At 37.1% G+C, this 14,771-nt stretch carries 10 protein-coding genes; 6 read left to right on the forward strand and 4 right to left on the reverse strand.

The window, feature by feature from the left end:
• Window positions 1-52: 52 nt before the first annotated feature.
• The 5 genes from KQI39_RS11570 (at window position 53) to KQI39_RS11590 (ending at window position 10,343) form a co-directional block, all read left to right on the forward strand.
• Window positions 53-4,858, forward strand: coding sequence for a DUF3849 domain-containing protein (locus tag KQI39_RS11570; RefSeq protein ID WP_015541266.1), 4,806 nt, complete (start codon window positions 53-55; stop codon window positions 4,856-4,858).
• On the forward strand, window positions 4,855-5,100 hold the full coding sequence (locus tag KQI39_RS11575) for a transposon-transfer assisting family protein (RefSeq protein WP_015541267.1): 246 nt from the start codon (window positions 4,855-4,857) through the stop codon (window positions 5,098-5,100). The genes KQI39_RS11570 and KQI39_RS11575 overlap by 4 nt, the downstream gene beginning before the upstream one ends.
• 708 nt (window positions 5,101-5,808) lie before the next feature.
• Window positions 5,809-7,911, forward strand: coding sequence for a penicillin-binding transpeptidase domain-containing protein (locus KQI39_RS11580; RefSeq protein WP_059085547.1), 2,103 nt, complete (start codon window positions 5,809-5,811; stop codon window positions 7,909-7,911).
• A gap of 40 nt (window positions 7,912-7,951) precedes the next feature.
• Window positions 7,952-9,109, forward strand: coding sequence for a DUF6070 family protein (locus KQI39_RS11585; protein ID WP_015541269.1), 1,158 nt, complete (start codon window positions 7,952-7,954; stop codon window positions 9,107-9,109).
• Complete coding sequence (locus KQI39_RS11590) at window positions 9,096-10,343, forward strand: DUF6070 family protein (protein WP_059085548.1); 1,248 nt, start codon at window positions 9,096-9,098, stop codon at window positions 10,341-10,343. The genes KQI39_RS11585 and KQI39_RS11590 overlap by 14 nt, the downstream gene beginning before the upstream one ends.
• A gap of 27 nt (window positions 10,344-10,370) precedes the next feature.
• On the opposite strand, the gene KQI39_RS11595 is transcribed toward KQI39_RS11590, so the two are convergent.
• Together KQI39_RS11595 and KQI39_RS11600 are read right to left on the reverse strand one after the other, a co-directional pair.
• The gene (locus KQI39_RS11595) at window positions 10,371-12,167 is read right to left on the reverse strand and encodes a BlaR1 family beta-lactam sensor/signal transducer (protein ID WP_015541271.1); all 1,797 of its coding nucleotides are present in this window, start codon (window positions 12,165-12,167) and stop codon (window positions 10,371-10,373) included.
• Window positions 12,168-12,177: 10 nt separating this feature from the next.
• Complete coding sequence (locus KQI39_RS11600; RefSeq protein WP_026077000.1) at window positions 12,178-12,552, reverse strand: BlaI/MecI/CopY family transcriptional regulator; 375 nt, start codon at window positions 12,550-12,552, stop codon at window positions 12,178-12,180.
• 118 nt (window positions 12,553-12,670) lie between these two features.
• On the opposite strand from KQI39_RS11600, the gene KQI39_RS11605 reads away from it, so the two are divergent.
• Complete coding sequence (locus tag KQI39_RS11605) at window positions 12,671-13,084, forward strand: winged helix-turn-helix domain-containing protein (RefSeq protein ID WP_019162151.1); 414 nt, start codon at window positions 12,671-12,673, stop codon at window positions 13,082-13,084.
• Between the two features lie 23 nt (window positions 13,085-13,107).
• Here the strand turns inward: KQI39_RS11605 and KQI39_RS11610 are convergent, their stop codons facing one another.
• Window positions 13,108-14,487: a relaxase/mobilization nuclease domain-containing protein gene (locus tag KQI39_RS11610; protein ID WP_015541272.1), complete on the reverse strand. Its 1,380-nt coding sequence runs from the start codon at window positions 14,485-14,487 to the stop codon at window positions 13,108-13,110.
• A complete protein-coding gene (gene mobC / locus KQI39_RS11615; RefSeq protein WP_243111681.1) occupies window positions 14,436-14,606 on the reverse strand; it encodes a plasmid mobilization relaxosome protein MobC in 171 nt (56 codons plus the stop codon). Before mobC ends, KQI39_RS11610 begins: the two co-directional genes overlap by 52 nt.
• Between the last annotated feature and the right edge of the window lie 165 nt (window positions 14,607-14,771).

The raw sequence follows: 14,771 nt of genomic DNA on the forward strand, positions 1-14,771 counted from the left end.
GATTTCCCGTCAGAGTTTTCTCTGGCGGGGACATAAAATGGAGGGTTTGTTTATGGCAAATAATATAGAAAAACAGTTAAAAGAAATATCGGAACGGCTGGAACAGGGAGTAAAGGAAATCTTTACATCGGAGAGATATACCGAATATCTGAATACCATGTCAAAGTTCCACAATTACAGCTTTAATAACACACTGCTGATCACCATGCAGAAACCGGAAGCAACATTGGTAGCGGGGTATCAGGCATGGCAGAAGAAATTCAACCGACAGGTAAAAAGAGGGGAAAAAGGCATCCAGATTATTGCCCCGGCTCCGTTTAAAGAGAAACAGGAGATTGAAAAAACTGATCCAGAAACAGGCGAGATTGTGATCGGGGAAGATGGACAGCCGGAAACAGAAGTAGTAGAGCGTGTTATTACAAAATTCCGGGTTACGACAGTATTTGATGTCAGCCAGACCACAGGAGAACCGATTCCAGAGTTTGAGGTATCAGAACTGGATGGAGATGTTTTGATCTACCATGATTTTATGGAATCATTAAAAATGGTTGCCCCGGTTCCTATCCGTTTTATTGAGATTGATGGGGAGGCGAAAGGCTTTTATCAGCTTGTCGATAAATATATTGCTATCCAGCCTGGCATGAGTGAGGCACAAACCATGAAAACAGCGGTGCATGAAACCGCACATGCAGTATTGCATGATCGTGATCAGATGGAAGCAGAGGGCATCGTAAAAGATCAGCTTACAAGGGAAGTAGAAGCAGAAAGTGTTGCCTATGTGGTATGTAACCATTTCGGACTGGACACATCGGAGTATTCTTTTTCCTATATTGCAAGCTGGTCTTCCGGTAAAAATATGAAAGAGCTTCGTGCTTCTATGGACACCATCCGTAAGACTTCTGCTGATATGATTGGACAGATTGAGGAAAAACTCAAAGAACTTCAGATAGAAAGAGCAGAGCAGGAAGCAGATGTTGTGGAGCAGACAGAAGAAATGAGTGCCATGCAGTATGCAGAACAGACTATTAATCGTCTGGAGCAGGAACGGACGATTTTCAGCAATGACCAGAGAAATCTTATCGTGAATTTTGCTTATAAACTGGATGATAGGGAAGCAATGGAAAAACTGGCAGAGAATCTTGCAGAATCTATTCTGGATGGAAACAGAGAAGCGGTACTAAAATTGATTGGAGAAGCGGAGGAACAGATTGAAAGTCTGCCGGATTCGATGATTGGTTTATCAGAATTGCATGAAGCCGGATTTTATTCAGAAAGTATGCTTCCGCTTACCAGGGAACGGGCAGTGGAATTGCACCATGAGGGAGTAACGGTTTATGGACTGACCGGAGCAGTTGGTGGTCAGGAACAGTCGCAAAGAATTATGAATCTGGAACTGGATATTTTACAGCATGACGGGTTATTCGGAGTGACGAAATTTGAATGGGAAAATTACCGGAGAAGTCAGGAAACGATTATGACACCGGAAGAAAAAGCAAAGATCAAAGAAACACTTCTTTTAGAAAGTGATGGAAACCGCTATGGAATTTACCAGATCAACAGTAGACAGGAAGAAAGAGGGTATCAGTTTTTAAGTCTGGAAGCGGCAAAAGAAATGGGATTTACCGTAGATGGCAAAGACTATCAGATGGTTTACAGTGAAAGACTGAGGGATGCTACGACACTGGATAATCTCTTTGAGCGTTTTAATATAGAACGACCAAACGATTTTACTGGGCATTCCATGTCAGTCAGTGATGTGATCATTATGAACCGGGGCGGCAGATTAACCGCATACTATGTAGATTCTTTTGGATTTACAGAACTGCCGGACTTTGTAGCACAGAGAGCTGAAATGTTAAATGCCAATCCAGTAAAAGCATATCCGGAAGTTTATATGGGAACTTTGGAAAAGGCTATGCAGGAGAGAAATGTAGATGCTTACCTGGATTCCAGAAAACTGAACATTGACTGTAAAAATGCAATTGAACAGGCAATCACAGAGGGATTCGACGGTATGCGTTTAAATCCAGATGCTGCAGTAGGCGTGTTTGAAAAATACGGGGAAGAACGAGTTGCATTTGTTCTGGCAAATACATTGAAACAGCTTTCCTATGATGGAAGATTTTCTGATGGCAATAAACGGTGGGCAGATGGCATTGATATTCCGGAAAATATCAGTCGGGGAATGGATCTGAACAGGGACTATATTGTGGGCAGCCATCCTGCAGTCCTGAATGGATTTATTGATATGGCAAGAAAAGAAATCCGTACCCGGAAACTGGAAGAGGTGCTTGGTGTGAAAAATCAGCATATCACTGAAACTACAAGAGGGTATGACGCAGAAGGACATACAGGCACCTGGTATGCGATGGATATGAAAACATATCATGGGGAGCGATTCTTCCAGATGCGAAATGAGGAATACGGTCAGGACGTGGCAGATATTATCGTATCGGAAAATGGGACACTGGTGGCAGAGGACATCTGGCATGGATTTGATGAAGGAGCCAGGGAAGCTATTTCAGAATATCTGGAAGAAAATGGTGCAACGGTGTATGACCTGATAGATCTTCCAGACCAGGCAACAGTCATCTTAGCAGACGGAACAGTTATGAAAATCATGGAACAGCAGCCAATCAGTACAGATACATGGGAGCCGACACTGACCGGACAGAATCTGCGGGGTGAAGAACAGAAATTTAGCTTTTTCGAGATACATAAAGTCAGAGAAAATAATGGCATTGACCTGAAAATGCCAGAAAATCATTATATTGACCAATATTATGTGATCGAAGATCTGGCAGCAAAAGGTGGGATGAAGATCGAGAGATATAAGGATTTGGGAGCTGCCCTTGGAGCATATTACTCTCTGCCTAATCATAAAATGAAAGCTCTTGGAATTGAAAATACAGCACCGTTGCGAGGTAGTCTTGATTTTATTCAGTGTAAGAATGGAATAGATACATTGATTTATGATTGCCAGGAAGTGGAAGGATGGCTGAATCCGCAGATATACAATACTTTTAAAGAGATAGGAAACAGTCTGGCAGTGCATGATACAGAGATAGCATACCAGATTGGAGATCAGTATTTTACAATTCAGACGGTAGAAGATGGTTATGATTATACATTCTATGATAAAGATTATCTGGAACTGGATGGCGGCGTTTATGATGATCCGACTATTTCTATTACTGAAGCAATGGAGAATATTTTGGAAGAGGAAGGACTTTCGATAGAAGATGCAAGCGTGATGGATTATGAAGAAATGTATGCAGAAATTGAATATGCAGAAGAAGAGAGACTGGAGAAGATACAATTTGAACGTACTTGCCCAAAGGCTTTTTTTGATGGTTATGACAGGGAAGCGGCATTAAAAAGTTATGAGGGAATAACCGTACAATTTAAAATGTCTGGTATGTATTTAACAGTGCAACCGACGGAGGATGGCTATAAATACCTGGTTTATGATCAGGAACTTCATGAAATTTCAGGAGATGCCTGTGGAAATCCAGAAGATTCTATTCAGAAAGCAATGTATGCCAGCTTGAAAAATGAAGGATTGGAAGATGTTGAATGTGTAAAAGTTGATGACAGGGAGTTTCGGGATAAGGTAATCAGTCATTCTAAAGAAGTGCTGGCCAGTGGAGATGTTCGATTCACTTCGGAACTTGGCAGATGTGAAACAGCATTGAATGGGATGGACAGGGCAGAAATTGAATATGAAGTTTTATTTCATGCAAGAGCTGTTCTGGAAGAAATGGGACTGGAAAATGAAGTTACATTGATTGGGGCGAGAGTACATGGTTCCAGAAGCAGAGATGACCTGTATCGTGCAGATTCTGATCTTGATGTGGTGCTTTCTTATCGAGGAAATATTCGAGAGGATAGTTTTTTTAACGAATTGAATTCGTATGGTATGGCAATAGCAGGCATTAAAGTAGACATTAACCCAATCTTAGAAGAAAGAATTACTTTGGCAGAGTATATAAAGGAATCGGAAGCCTATCTTGATCAGCAGGAAATCAGGAAACTCGCAGTGGACTTGGATAATTTTAGTTATGAATATGATACTTATGAATATAAAGATACCGTTGAAAATAGGGAAGAACAGGTTGAGAAACTCACAGAGGATATTTTGAACAAGGAGACAGCAGGTTTAAAAGACTGGCTGACTGAGGTGGCAGAAGAATCGGATATAGACAGTGATGTGATAACTGCCCGGTCATTACTTTCCCGTTTGGAAAATGCAGAAACCTTTTCTATCTTTACCAGACAACCAGAACAGGAGCAACCAGAAGCTACGATTACTTTTTATGTGGCAGAGTGCATGGAGTTTCCGGTCATGGGAGAGTACCATAATAATCTTACTCTGGAAGAAGCGATTAAAATTTATGAAAGTATTCCGGCAGATCGCTTGCATGGAGGTAAAGGGATTGGATTTGATCTGCAGGATGGAGATAAGGATTATTCCGGGGAATATGAACTGATGTGTTGGGATAGAGTAGACAGGGAACTGATAGATATGATTCCTCATTATAAGGAAAGCCCATTAGTACAGAAAGCAATTAACGATATGGAAAAGTATCTGAATGAGAAACATGGAAAAGTGCAGGAAGCAGAACAGACTGTGGAAGTGAAACAGGAAGTTTCAGAAGCACCAGTCAAGAAAGAATCCGTATCAGTGGAAGAGAACCAGACACAAAAGAAAGAGCCGGCAAAGGGCGAAAGAGGGGAATTGAAAAAATCTGTACTGCAGTCGTTGAAAGAGTTTCAGGCAAGGGCAAAAGCACAGGAACAGAAAAATAAAGAAGCAGAAAAATCCAAAGCACATAAGAAGGGGGATGTAGAATTATGATGGATCTGGCAATGAACTTTGATACAGACGAATGTTTAGTAACCGCAATGTTTGATAAAGGGAACAGAAATGACACGATGGAAGCAATCGACCATATCATTCCATTCCTGAAAGGGGATGCGGACATGATCGGGCTTGTCTGCAATACCATAAGAAAGCTGTTCTGCATGAGTGATGAAGGCTATGAGACTTTTCTTATGGACTTGGAAGATTATAAATCGAAACTGGAAGAGGAGGAATGAATTCAAGCCAGTGTGTAGTAAAGCGAAGGAAAAAGTGTCAGCATTGAGAAGTGTTAACAGGTATATATTGGAAGAATTCAGCCAGGGGAACTCTGGCTGATATAAAAACACATCTGCAGAAACAGTGACTGAAGAAATTTTGAGTAGTGGAATTGGGAAGAAGTATTTAGATACTATAATAAAGAGATTAGCTGGCTTGTATACTGACAGAGAGGACATAGTAAACAGATTTGCGTTATTATCAGGGATTGTAGGGAGATTCCGAAGAGCTTTTGTTCAGATGATGAAACAATAGGATTGGTACAGGAAATATATGGAACAAAAGTTAATAAAGGGATTTGTTGCGTTTTCTGCTATAATAATCTGCCAGCAAAGAATGTGTTGTCTGAATATGTTTGTGATTATAAGAAACGAGCAGGGTTATTTCAAAGATCAGCAGATTTAGAGTAGTTCTTTTTTTTCTGAGAGAAAATTAAAAATCGTTTTTGATTCTTCTGGAGAGTGATTATAGCGTTTGGGAAACATCCGGAGAAACCATTACCTCAGAGTGTCGTAAAGTTCTTTATCAAAGAAGGCTTTGAGATGCCCTTTCTTTTTTATGCAAATCTTTTCTCTTGTCTACATATATAAACCTAAGAAAAAGCTTGACGTTTAAATATTACAAGTGTAATATTTAAGAAAATATGAAAAAAGGAGAAATAAAACTATATGAGAAAAAAGAAAAGAAAAAAACACACGAAGATTATTACAAAAATAGTTTTATTTAGCGGTATATTGATTGGTGGTGGAATCGGTATTGTAACAATAATGAATTGTAATGTTCCTGAAAAAAGACTAATGGAATATATGAAATATATTGAAAAAGGGGAATATGAGCAAATGTATGCCATGCTGGATCAGAAAAAAAGCAGCATGAACAGTAAGGAAGAATTTATAGAACGAAATTCTAAAATATATGAAGGCATTGAGATGTCTGATCTGTCCATAACCGATATTACAGTAAAAAGACAAGAAAACGGAAATGCGGCAGTTTCCTATACAACAAATATGCAGACTGCTGCAGGAAATGTAGAATTTACCAACGATGCGGTATTTTCACATGATTGGACAGGATATCATTTAATCTGGCAGGATCAGTTGATTTTTCCAGAGTTATCTGCAACGGATAAAGTTCAGGTAACGTCAGAAGAGGCAAAGAGAGGAGATATTTTAGACAGAAATGGTCGTCAGTTGGCTGGAGAGGGAACTGCATCTTCGGTAGGAATTGTTCCGGGCAGGATGGAGAACAGAGAAGATACAATAAAAAAACTGGCAGAGTATCTTGGAATTGGAGCAGACGAAATTGAGGATAAGTTAAAAGCCGGTTGGGTAAAAGCAGATTCTTTTGTACCAGTAGCAACAATTCCTAAAATACAAGAGGTCGATCTTTTGACAGTGAATCCGGATAAAACTGTTCTGGAAGAAAAAGAAAAGCAGGACACATTATTGAAGATTCCAGGTATTATGTTATCTGATGTAAAAGTACGAACTTATTATCTAAAAGAAGCTGCCTCTCATCTGGTAGGGTATGTACAGGCGGTTACAGCCGAAGATTTGCAGGAACATAAAGGGGAAGGGTATCGTACAAACAGTGTGATTGGAAAGACTGGACTGGAAACGCTTTATGAAAAAGAACTAAAAGGAACAGATGGGTGTGAAATCTGTATTGTAGATGCAAATGGAAATAAAAAAAGTGTTATTGCATATGAGCCTAGAAAAGATGGAGAAGATATCCATATTACGATTGATGGTGATCTTCAAAGTACTCTTTATGAACAATTTAAAGAAGACAGAGGATGTTCTGTAGCTTTGAATCCTTATACAGGGGAAGTATTGGCGTTGGTAAGTACGCCATCTTATGATAATAATGATTTTGTACGTGGAATGGACAACAGCCAGTGGAGTGCATTAAATGAAAATGAAGACAGGCCTTTATACAACCGCTTTCGCCAGACATGGTGTCCTGGCTCAACTTTTAAACCTGTAATTGCTGCAATTGGATTAAAAGTGGGGGCATTTACTGCAAATGACGATTTTGGAAATGAGGGTCTGGCGTGGCAGAAAGATTCCTCGTGGGGAGATTATACAGTGACTACACTTCATGATTATGAACCTGTGATCTTGAAAAATGCGCTTATTTATTCAGATAATATTTATTTTGCAAAAGCAGCATTAAAAATTGGTGCGGATCAACTGATGCAGTCTCTAAATCAAATAGGATTTAATCAGGAACTTCCATTTGATATTAAAATGTCAGAGTCCCAATATTCTAATATGGACAAGATAGAAACAGAAATCCAGCTTGCTGACAGTGGGTATGGACAGGGACAGATTCTGGTAAATCCTTTGCATCTTGCAAGCATTTATACGGCTTTTCTAAATGATGGAAATATGATAAAGCCATATCTTCACGCGGATGGTGGAAGCACTTCCAGTGAAATCTGGATAAAAGATGCTTTTTCACCACAAATTGTTTCGGAGGTTATGGAGGGGTTAGAGGGTGTAGTGAATAACCCGGAAGGAACTGGTTATGGAGCATGCCGGGAAGACATTAGATTAGCAGGAAAAACCGGAACAGCGGAACTGAAAGCTACAAAAGAAGATACATCTGGAACAGAAATTGGCTGGTTTACAGTTTTTACTACAGATAGAGATACAAAGAATCCTATTTTGCTCATCAGTATGGTAGAGAATGTGAAAGATATTGGAGGAAGCGGTTATGTGGTGGAAAAGGATAAGGCGATACTGGATGAATATCTTGGTAATGAATAATTTTTACCTTTAAATATTACAAATGTAAGAGGAAAATGATATGAAAAAAATTTGGAAAATATTTGTGGGAGTTATTTTTCTTGCTGTCTGTAGTGGATGTGGCATAAAGAAAGAGCAGAAAAAGACAATTGAAGATACGAAAGAAAAAATTTACAGAGAGTGTGAAATGCTAGCAGAAGGCTATCGGAACATATATGAGAATGCTGTGAAAGAAAATGCACTATATGAGCTGAGTACAATACAAAAAAGTATGGATTATTTTGGAAAATATGGATATGCAGTAATTGATTCCTACAATCAGCTGGATATGGTTCAAAGTATTAAAGTAGATGATTTTTTGAAAAAAGCAGAAAAAGAGAAGAATGGAAAAACTACTATATTTCAAGTTATAGCAGGGGATTATTTTATCCGGTATGATCTGAAAACCAAACAGGGGAAAATAGACGTTGAAGTAAGCTCTTTTAAATGGAAAGAGGACACTTGGCAGGAAACATATTATCATGAGTTTAGAGCTAATTCATGGAAATATACAGAAAACGGGCATTTCTTTATAGAAGAATATCATCCGGCAGGATATGATGGACCGTCTGGATATCGGGACTTTCGGGTAGCACCGTTAAATAAAAAATGTCGGGAGTTGAATCGAAAATATATACTTCCTTTTGGATATACACTTAATAAATTGTTTACTTCTAATTGGAGTGAAAAAAATTATGATGGAATAAATTTTTATGATGTTTTTGATCGTTTACTTTCAATGGAAGAAAAAACTGATGAATTTAAGGAAGGAAAGACTTATGAAATCCCAAAAGAATCATTTGAAACGATATTTCAAAAATATTTTAATATAAGCGCAGAGATACTGCAGACAGGAACGGTATTTCACACAGAAATACAGACATATCGGTATCGAACCAGAGGAATCGTATATGATTTTGCTCCCACACCATATATTCCATATCCGGAAGTTGTTTCCTACATAGAAAATCAAGATGGAACAATAACACTGGAAGTAAATGCGGTATGGCCACAAAAAGAATTAGATCAGGCGTTTTGTCATAGCGTAACCATTCGGCTGTTAGATAAAGATAGATTTCAATATGTATCCAATTATGTATCAAGGTCAGAAATAGAGGTTACCTGGTATACGGAAAGATTATCAGACGAAAAGTGGGAGGAATGTTATGGAGATAATTGATATGATTACAAAAAGAAAACTGAAAAAGATGATGAGCGTTTTATTTATTTCGGGATGCTTTTTCATAGGAAATACAAAATGTAAAGGGGCTGATTTAGAATATATTTCACAGGAAACTGCGAATTATGCTGTACAAGAAAGAGGATATGATTTGCCAGTAGATGAAGTCGTGAAAGAAGAAGCTATTGAAGATTGTAAGAATGTTATGAATCAGATGAAAGTCATTTATCAAAAGGCGGATAAAGGGACTTCATCGAATATAGTAGTTTCTGAGACAGTAATGGAAGAAATGCAGGAAGTATTAAAGGAAAAAAATGTCCCCGTTATTACATCAGCACCGTATTCAAATATGGCTAATTATTCTAAAATGGAAGAATTTCTTTTCAGGGCAGAACAGGATCTGACAGGAGATATCGTCTTATATAGGATTAACAGGGATGGTGGGATAGAAAGACTCAAATTCAATTATGATGGGACAGATATGTATTTGCTGGCTGTGAAAGCTGTTTGGGGTATGAACGACAATCCATCTATTGTATATGTTTCGTATACAAGGATAGAAGAATGGAAATATACAGAAAAAGGCTGGTTTGGTTATACGCTATGCGTTCCAAAGTATCCGGAAGTATCAGAAGCGGTTGATGGCAGTTCTATGATAAGAATTAAACCTTTAAGTGATGAATGCAGGGAAGTTTCAAAGAGGTGTGTGTATTTGCTTGGATATCAGGGGAATAATCTTTTATGTTCTGATTGGGATAGATCTGATATGGAAGGGTTAGATTATAATGGTTTATATGAATATTTATATCGAATGAAATACGGGGAGAGATATGAGTTTTCAGGTAACTCAAGTGGAATTCCGGCAGAAGAGTTTGAAAATCTGATAATGGAGTTTTTGCCGATAACAGCAGATCAAATTAAAAAATGGGCAGTATTTGATTCGGAACATCAAACTTATGACTGGGAACGATTAGGCTGTTTAAATTATAGCCCTACTCATTTTGGAACATCTTTACCGGAGGTCGTTGAAATAAGAGATAGCGGAGAGGGAAACAGTGTGTTGGTTGTTGATGCTGTATGTGATACATTTATATGTAATGATGCCGTTATTACAAGTGAGCTGACTGTTAAGTTCAACGATGATAAGAGTTTTAAATATATGGGGAATAAAATTCTGAATAATGGTACGAAAGAAGTTCCCAAATATCAATATAGAATAAAAAGAAAGAACTGATAACAACTATCAGCCCTTTCATATTTGTTAATTCCATATATGTAATTTTTTTAAGATATCAGAAGTGATTTCAAATGCTTTTTTGCCAGTTGCATTAGAATCACTTTGGATATTGGTTGCAAAATAATAGCTGTTATCGGAAGTTTCTACATATCCGATAAACCAGCCGTTGATATCCTGTCCGTTGACACGACCGGTTCCAGTTTTTCCGTAGAAATTACCATTAGGTGTACTGGCAATTTTTATAGCATTTTTAACAGAAAATACATTTTGGAAATTTAGATGGAATTCATTTGTGTTAAATTTTTTTAATAATGTTACTTGCTCTAAAGGCGAGATTTTTAATGAAAAATCGGACCAGTATAAATCCAGATTTGAACTGGTTGTTTGGTTTCCATATTCTATTTTATTCAAAAATTCCTGGACTCTGTTAATTCCGAGCTGCGAATCAATTGCCTGGAAATACCAGTTAACGGAATTTTGCATAGCAGAGTTTAAATCCTGATCAGCTTCCCAGGATGGAAAAGGAAAGGCATCACCATTCCATGTCATGGAAGAGTGTTCTGGTGTGATGATTCCGGATTCCAACCCTAATAATGCATCGTATATTTTGTAGGTAGACTCTGGCGGAATACGTTTGGTGGCTTCTTCAAGATCGTATATTTTCCAGGAATCCAAATTATTGTCATACAAAACAAATGATCCATCATATGTTCCAAATGTTTCGGATATATCTAACAGGGAGATATTTTTGTCTGTATCACTAAAATGATATACGTTTTGAGTAGAGGCATCAATGGATAAAATGGGTGTACATCCAATAAAAACAGCACTAATGACCAGATAAATTATCAATGCTCTCATTTTTTGATAAAGAGTTTCTTTCCTAAAAACGGCGATGTTGAGAATACGTCGTTTCATCTGCCTGAAATTTCCGGACATTCCAACTGCCAGTGGAGAGGAAAAAGAGGATATTTTTTCTGCAAAATTAATCAGTGTAGTTCCATAAGCTTGGTATTCATCAGCAGAAATCATCTGCAATACAGCAGAATCACAGGCTATTTCACGGTCACAGAGAATTTCTTTTAAAGTGTACCAAACAAAAGGGTTAAACCAGTAGAGTATATTACTTATGACCATGAGGAAGCCAATAAATGTATCTTTGTGACGGTAATGCTGTAATTCGTGTAGCAGCATAAAACGCATATCATCAGGATTCAGTTCGGAAATTAAATGGATGGGAATGTAAATTCTGGGATGTATTATTCCGATTAAAACTGGTGATTTTAAAAATGCAGTACTGTAGACTGATACTGGGTGAGAGATTTTAAGTTCCTTTAAACAATTGTAATAAATAGTTTTTACCTGCTGATTTTGAAGCGGGAGAGCAGATCTTTTTATGGAACGTACATAGTTTAATGAATGAAGGGTGAGGACTGACATAATCATAACACCCGTTATCCATATTAGAAAGAGTATGGTATTCAAGCCTCCAGAAAATTGACTACTGATGGAAACTGAAAAATCATTCACCTGGTTTAACAAAATATTTTGTGTATTACTGGTAAGTTCGGATAGCGTGTCGGTACCAGAGTTAAGTCCTGAGTCAGTTTGAAAAAAATGTAACCATGAAAAAAGTTGTGAGCCATGAATCTGTACAGGAAAAAATGGCACGGCAAGTAATAAAAATAAAAGAAAACAGAGATGGTACTGTGTAGTCGCAGATAAATATTTTTTCAGAAGTTTTTTTGTTCCGATTATTACAAGTGTAAAAATACATATGAAGATATTACTGATTAAAAAGTGGATGATCCAGTTGCTCATTCAAAACCTCCTATTTCTGATGTTTTGATAATAAATGGCGTAAGTTATCAATTTCTGTTGAAGAGAGCTTATCGTCTTCAAGGTAAGAAGCCAGCATAGAAGAAAGATTTCCATTATAATATCGCTTTAAAAAAGAATTGCTTTCCTGGCGTATATATTCATCTTCTTGGACTAATGGAGTATAGACAAATACCCGGCTTTGTTTTTCGCAGGAAAGAGCTTTTTTGGAAACAAGTCTCTTGATAAGAGTTTGAATTGTTTTTGGACTCCAGCTGGTAGTTAGAGTAAGTTTTTCTGTAATTTCATTTGTATTGATGGGAGCATATTTCCATACAATTTTCATAACTTCAAATTCGGCTTCTGAAATCTGGGGTAGTGACATAATAAAATCCTCCTGCTAAATCCTACATATGTAATAAATATATTATATTACTTGTAGAAGAAAAAAGTCAAATGGCAGATGATATATAGAATATAAAATTAATAATGTAGAGGCAATAAAGGTGAAAAAGATAGAAATTATTGAGAGAATCACAGATGCTAATGGAAGCATAAGTGAAAACATATTGACTAGCTGGGAACATAAAAACCAATTCATACCGGAAATTATAAGGTTTGGAGAATTAAAAATATATCTACAGGAACGAATTGTTAAAAAGAATGATAGTGATGTTCATCTTTCAAAATATGAATATGATATTTTACTTTTTTTAGCGAAAAGTCCAGGTAGAATATTTGGAAAAGAAATGGTTTATGATCTGGTATGGAATGAACCTTATTCCGGTGATTATAATGTGGTTATGCGACATATCTGCAATATCAGAGAAAAAATAGAAGATGATCCTGGACAACCATTATATATACAAACAGTACGAGGTGTAGGATATCGGTTTAATGGGAATTTAGGCAGCGAGTGAAATCGCTGCCTATTATTATGGTTTTACAAAGAAGGGAGTTGGTTATGAGAAGATCTTTGTATTTCAGGAGCATCCTGTTTGAGATATTTGGACAGGTTTTGATGTATCAATTCCAACTCTTTTATTTCTTGCTTAAAAGAAACGTATTGAGTATTTAGAGATTCTTTTCTGGAAATAAGATCTGCAATTTGCTCTTGCAACTTATTGGAATTAAGATGTTTCAGGTTTATACCATTTTCCTGTAAAATATGTTCAGCACCCGCGAAAAGAATAATTTGAGATTCATATTTACGGAAATAACGATCTGGATCTTTGGAGCTTTTATAATGGTCGTCGTAAATTTTATTTTTCTGATATTGTTCGGCATATTTTAGCATTTCTCGAAGATGGCGTATCTGAGACTCGAGAGAAACAACAGAGGTATTTACCTCTTTTTGCTGCATATGTAACAAGGCTATGCGGTCTTCAAGTTCTGAAAAATTATGTAGATTATGTGTGAACATCTTGTTATATTCAGCAGAGACAATTTTTAAATTTTCCTTATTTGCCCATTTCTGAAGTCCAATGTTTCCTGCTATATTGGGAGCATTGGTATCTATTAATTTGTTATGAACAGAAGGAAAAATAGCTTTCTGACGTTTATTTTCAATGCGTTCTTTGATACGTTCTTTAGTAAAATTTTTTCCTAAAGATTTAGCACTTCCACGCACTGGACGGGACATATCGGGAGAACGAAAGGTAATGTATTTTCTGCTGCTTTCGCCAAATTCTGCGTTTTTTATTTCATATCCTTTAGCTTCCATAAATGCAAGAAATTCTGAGTAAGTGGAAACAATTCGGATTGTCTGGTTGATATCTTTTCGCAGCTGCGCTTTTTTACTGGATTCAGATTTATTTGCAGCCCATTCATTGTATTTCATTCCTTTTTTACCATCTGGCATAATTGTGGACAGGTTATGTTCCTGGCATAAAGTGTCGCTGAGATTTCGTATTTTCCAGTAATTCTTTTTACAGTCATGGTAATGAGAAAAAGTGATGTTATCTGCAGAACAGAAAATTAAATGGTTATGTACATGACCTTTATCAGTGTGTGTTGTCAGAACATAGGAGTATTTTCCCTCCAGTAAGCGATCCGCAAGTTCTTTGCCAATTTGATGGGCTTCTTCATAGGAAACTTCACCAGGGGAAAATGCCTGAATCAGATGAAATGCCTTATTTGTATTGTGCGGATCTCTGCAGTCATGTGTATGATCCAAAGTGTATTTAAAGTCAAGAACGGCTGTTTCGGGAGAGCAGGCAAAGGAAGAAATATATAGATTCTGGTCAGTTTTATCTGGATTGCAGATGTATTCTATTGCTTTATTAACGGTTGTTTTGATACCATGGATTTTTGTAACTGCCATATTTTTTCCATTAACTCCTTTATATCGTCCAGGTCCTTTGGGTAAACTGTATTGGTACTGTTTATACGATGGGTGATCTGATTCAAATTGCTGCTGATATTGCCCAACAGGGTATTCATTTTTCGGATATGAGAGTAGTCTACTTCATATACAAATCCATATAAGGTAAGCGCTTAATTCTTGGGTAACTATACATTTGCCGTTTTGTAGTTCATAATGATTGATAGTAAATAGTTTTTTACTCCACTTCGTAGATAGGAAGTGGTCAATTACTATACTTGGAG

It is taken from the genome of Blautia sp. MSJ-36 (genome assembly GCF_018917985.1).
Taxonomy (GTDB): Bacteria; Bacillota; Clostridia; order Lachnospirales; family Lachnospiraceae; genus Blautia_A.

Bases quoted from the DNA above. Each gene is read 5' to 3' on its own strand.
- KQI39_RS11575 (WP_015541267.1), top strand. From the start codon at position 4,855: ATGATGGATCTGGCAATGAACTTTGATACAGACGAATGTTTAGTAACC.
- KQI39_RS11580 (WP_059085547.1), top strand. From the start codon at position 5,809: ATGAGAAAAAAGAAAAGAAAAAAACACACGAAGATTATTACAAAAATA.
- KQI39_RS11570 (WP_015541266.1), top strand. From the start codon at position 53: ATGGCAAATAATATAGAAAAACAGTTAAAAGAAATATCGGAACGGCTG.
- KQI39_RS11610 (WP_015541272.1), bottom strand. From the start codon at position 14,487: ATGGCAGTTACAAAAATCCATGGTATCAAAACAACCGTTAATAAAGCA.
- mobC (WP_243111681.1), bottom strand. From the start codon at position 14,606: ATGAATACCCTGTTGGGCAATATCAGCAGCAATTTGAATCAGATCACC.
- KQI39_RS11585 (WP_015541269.1), top strand. From the start codon at position 7,952: ATGAAAAAAATTTGGAAAATATTTGTGGGAGTTATTTTTCTTGCTGTC.
- KQI39_RS11595 (WP_015541271.1), bottom strand. From the start codon at position 12,167: ATGAGCAACTGGATCATCCACTTTTTAATCAGTAATATCTTCATATGT.
- KQI39_RS11590 (WP_059085548.1), top strand. From the start codon at position 9,096: ATGGAGATAATTGATATGATTACAAAAAGAAAACTGAAAAAGATGATG.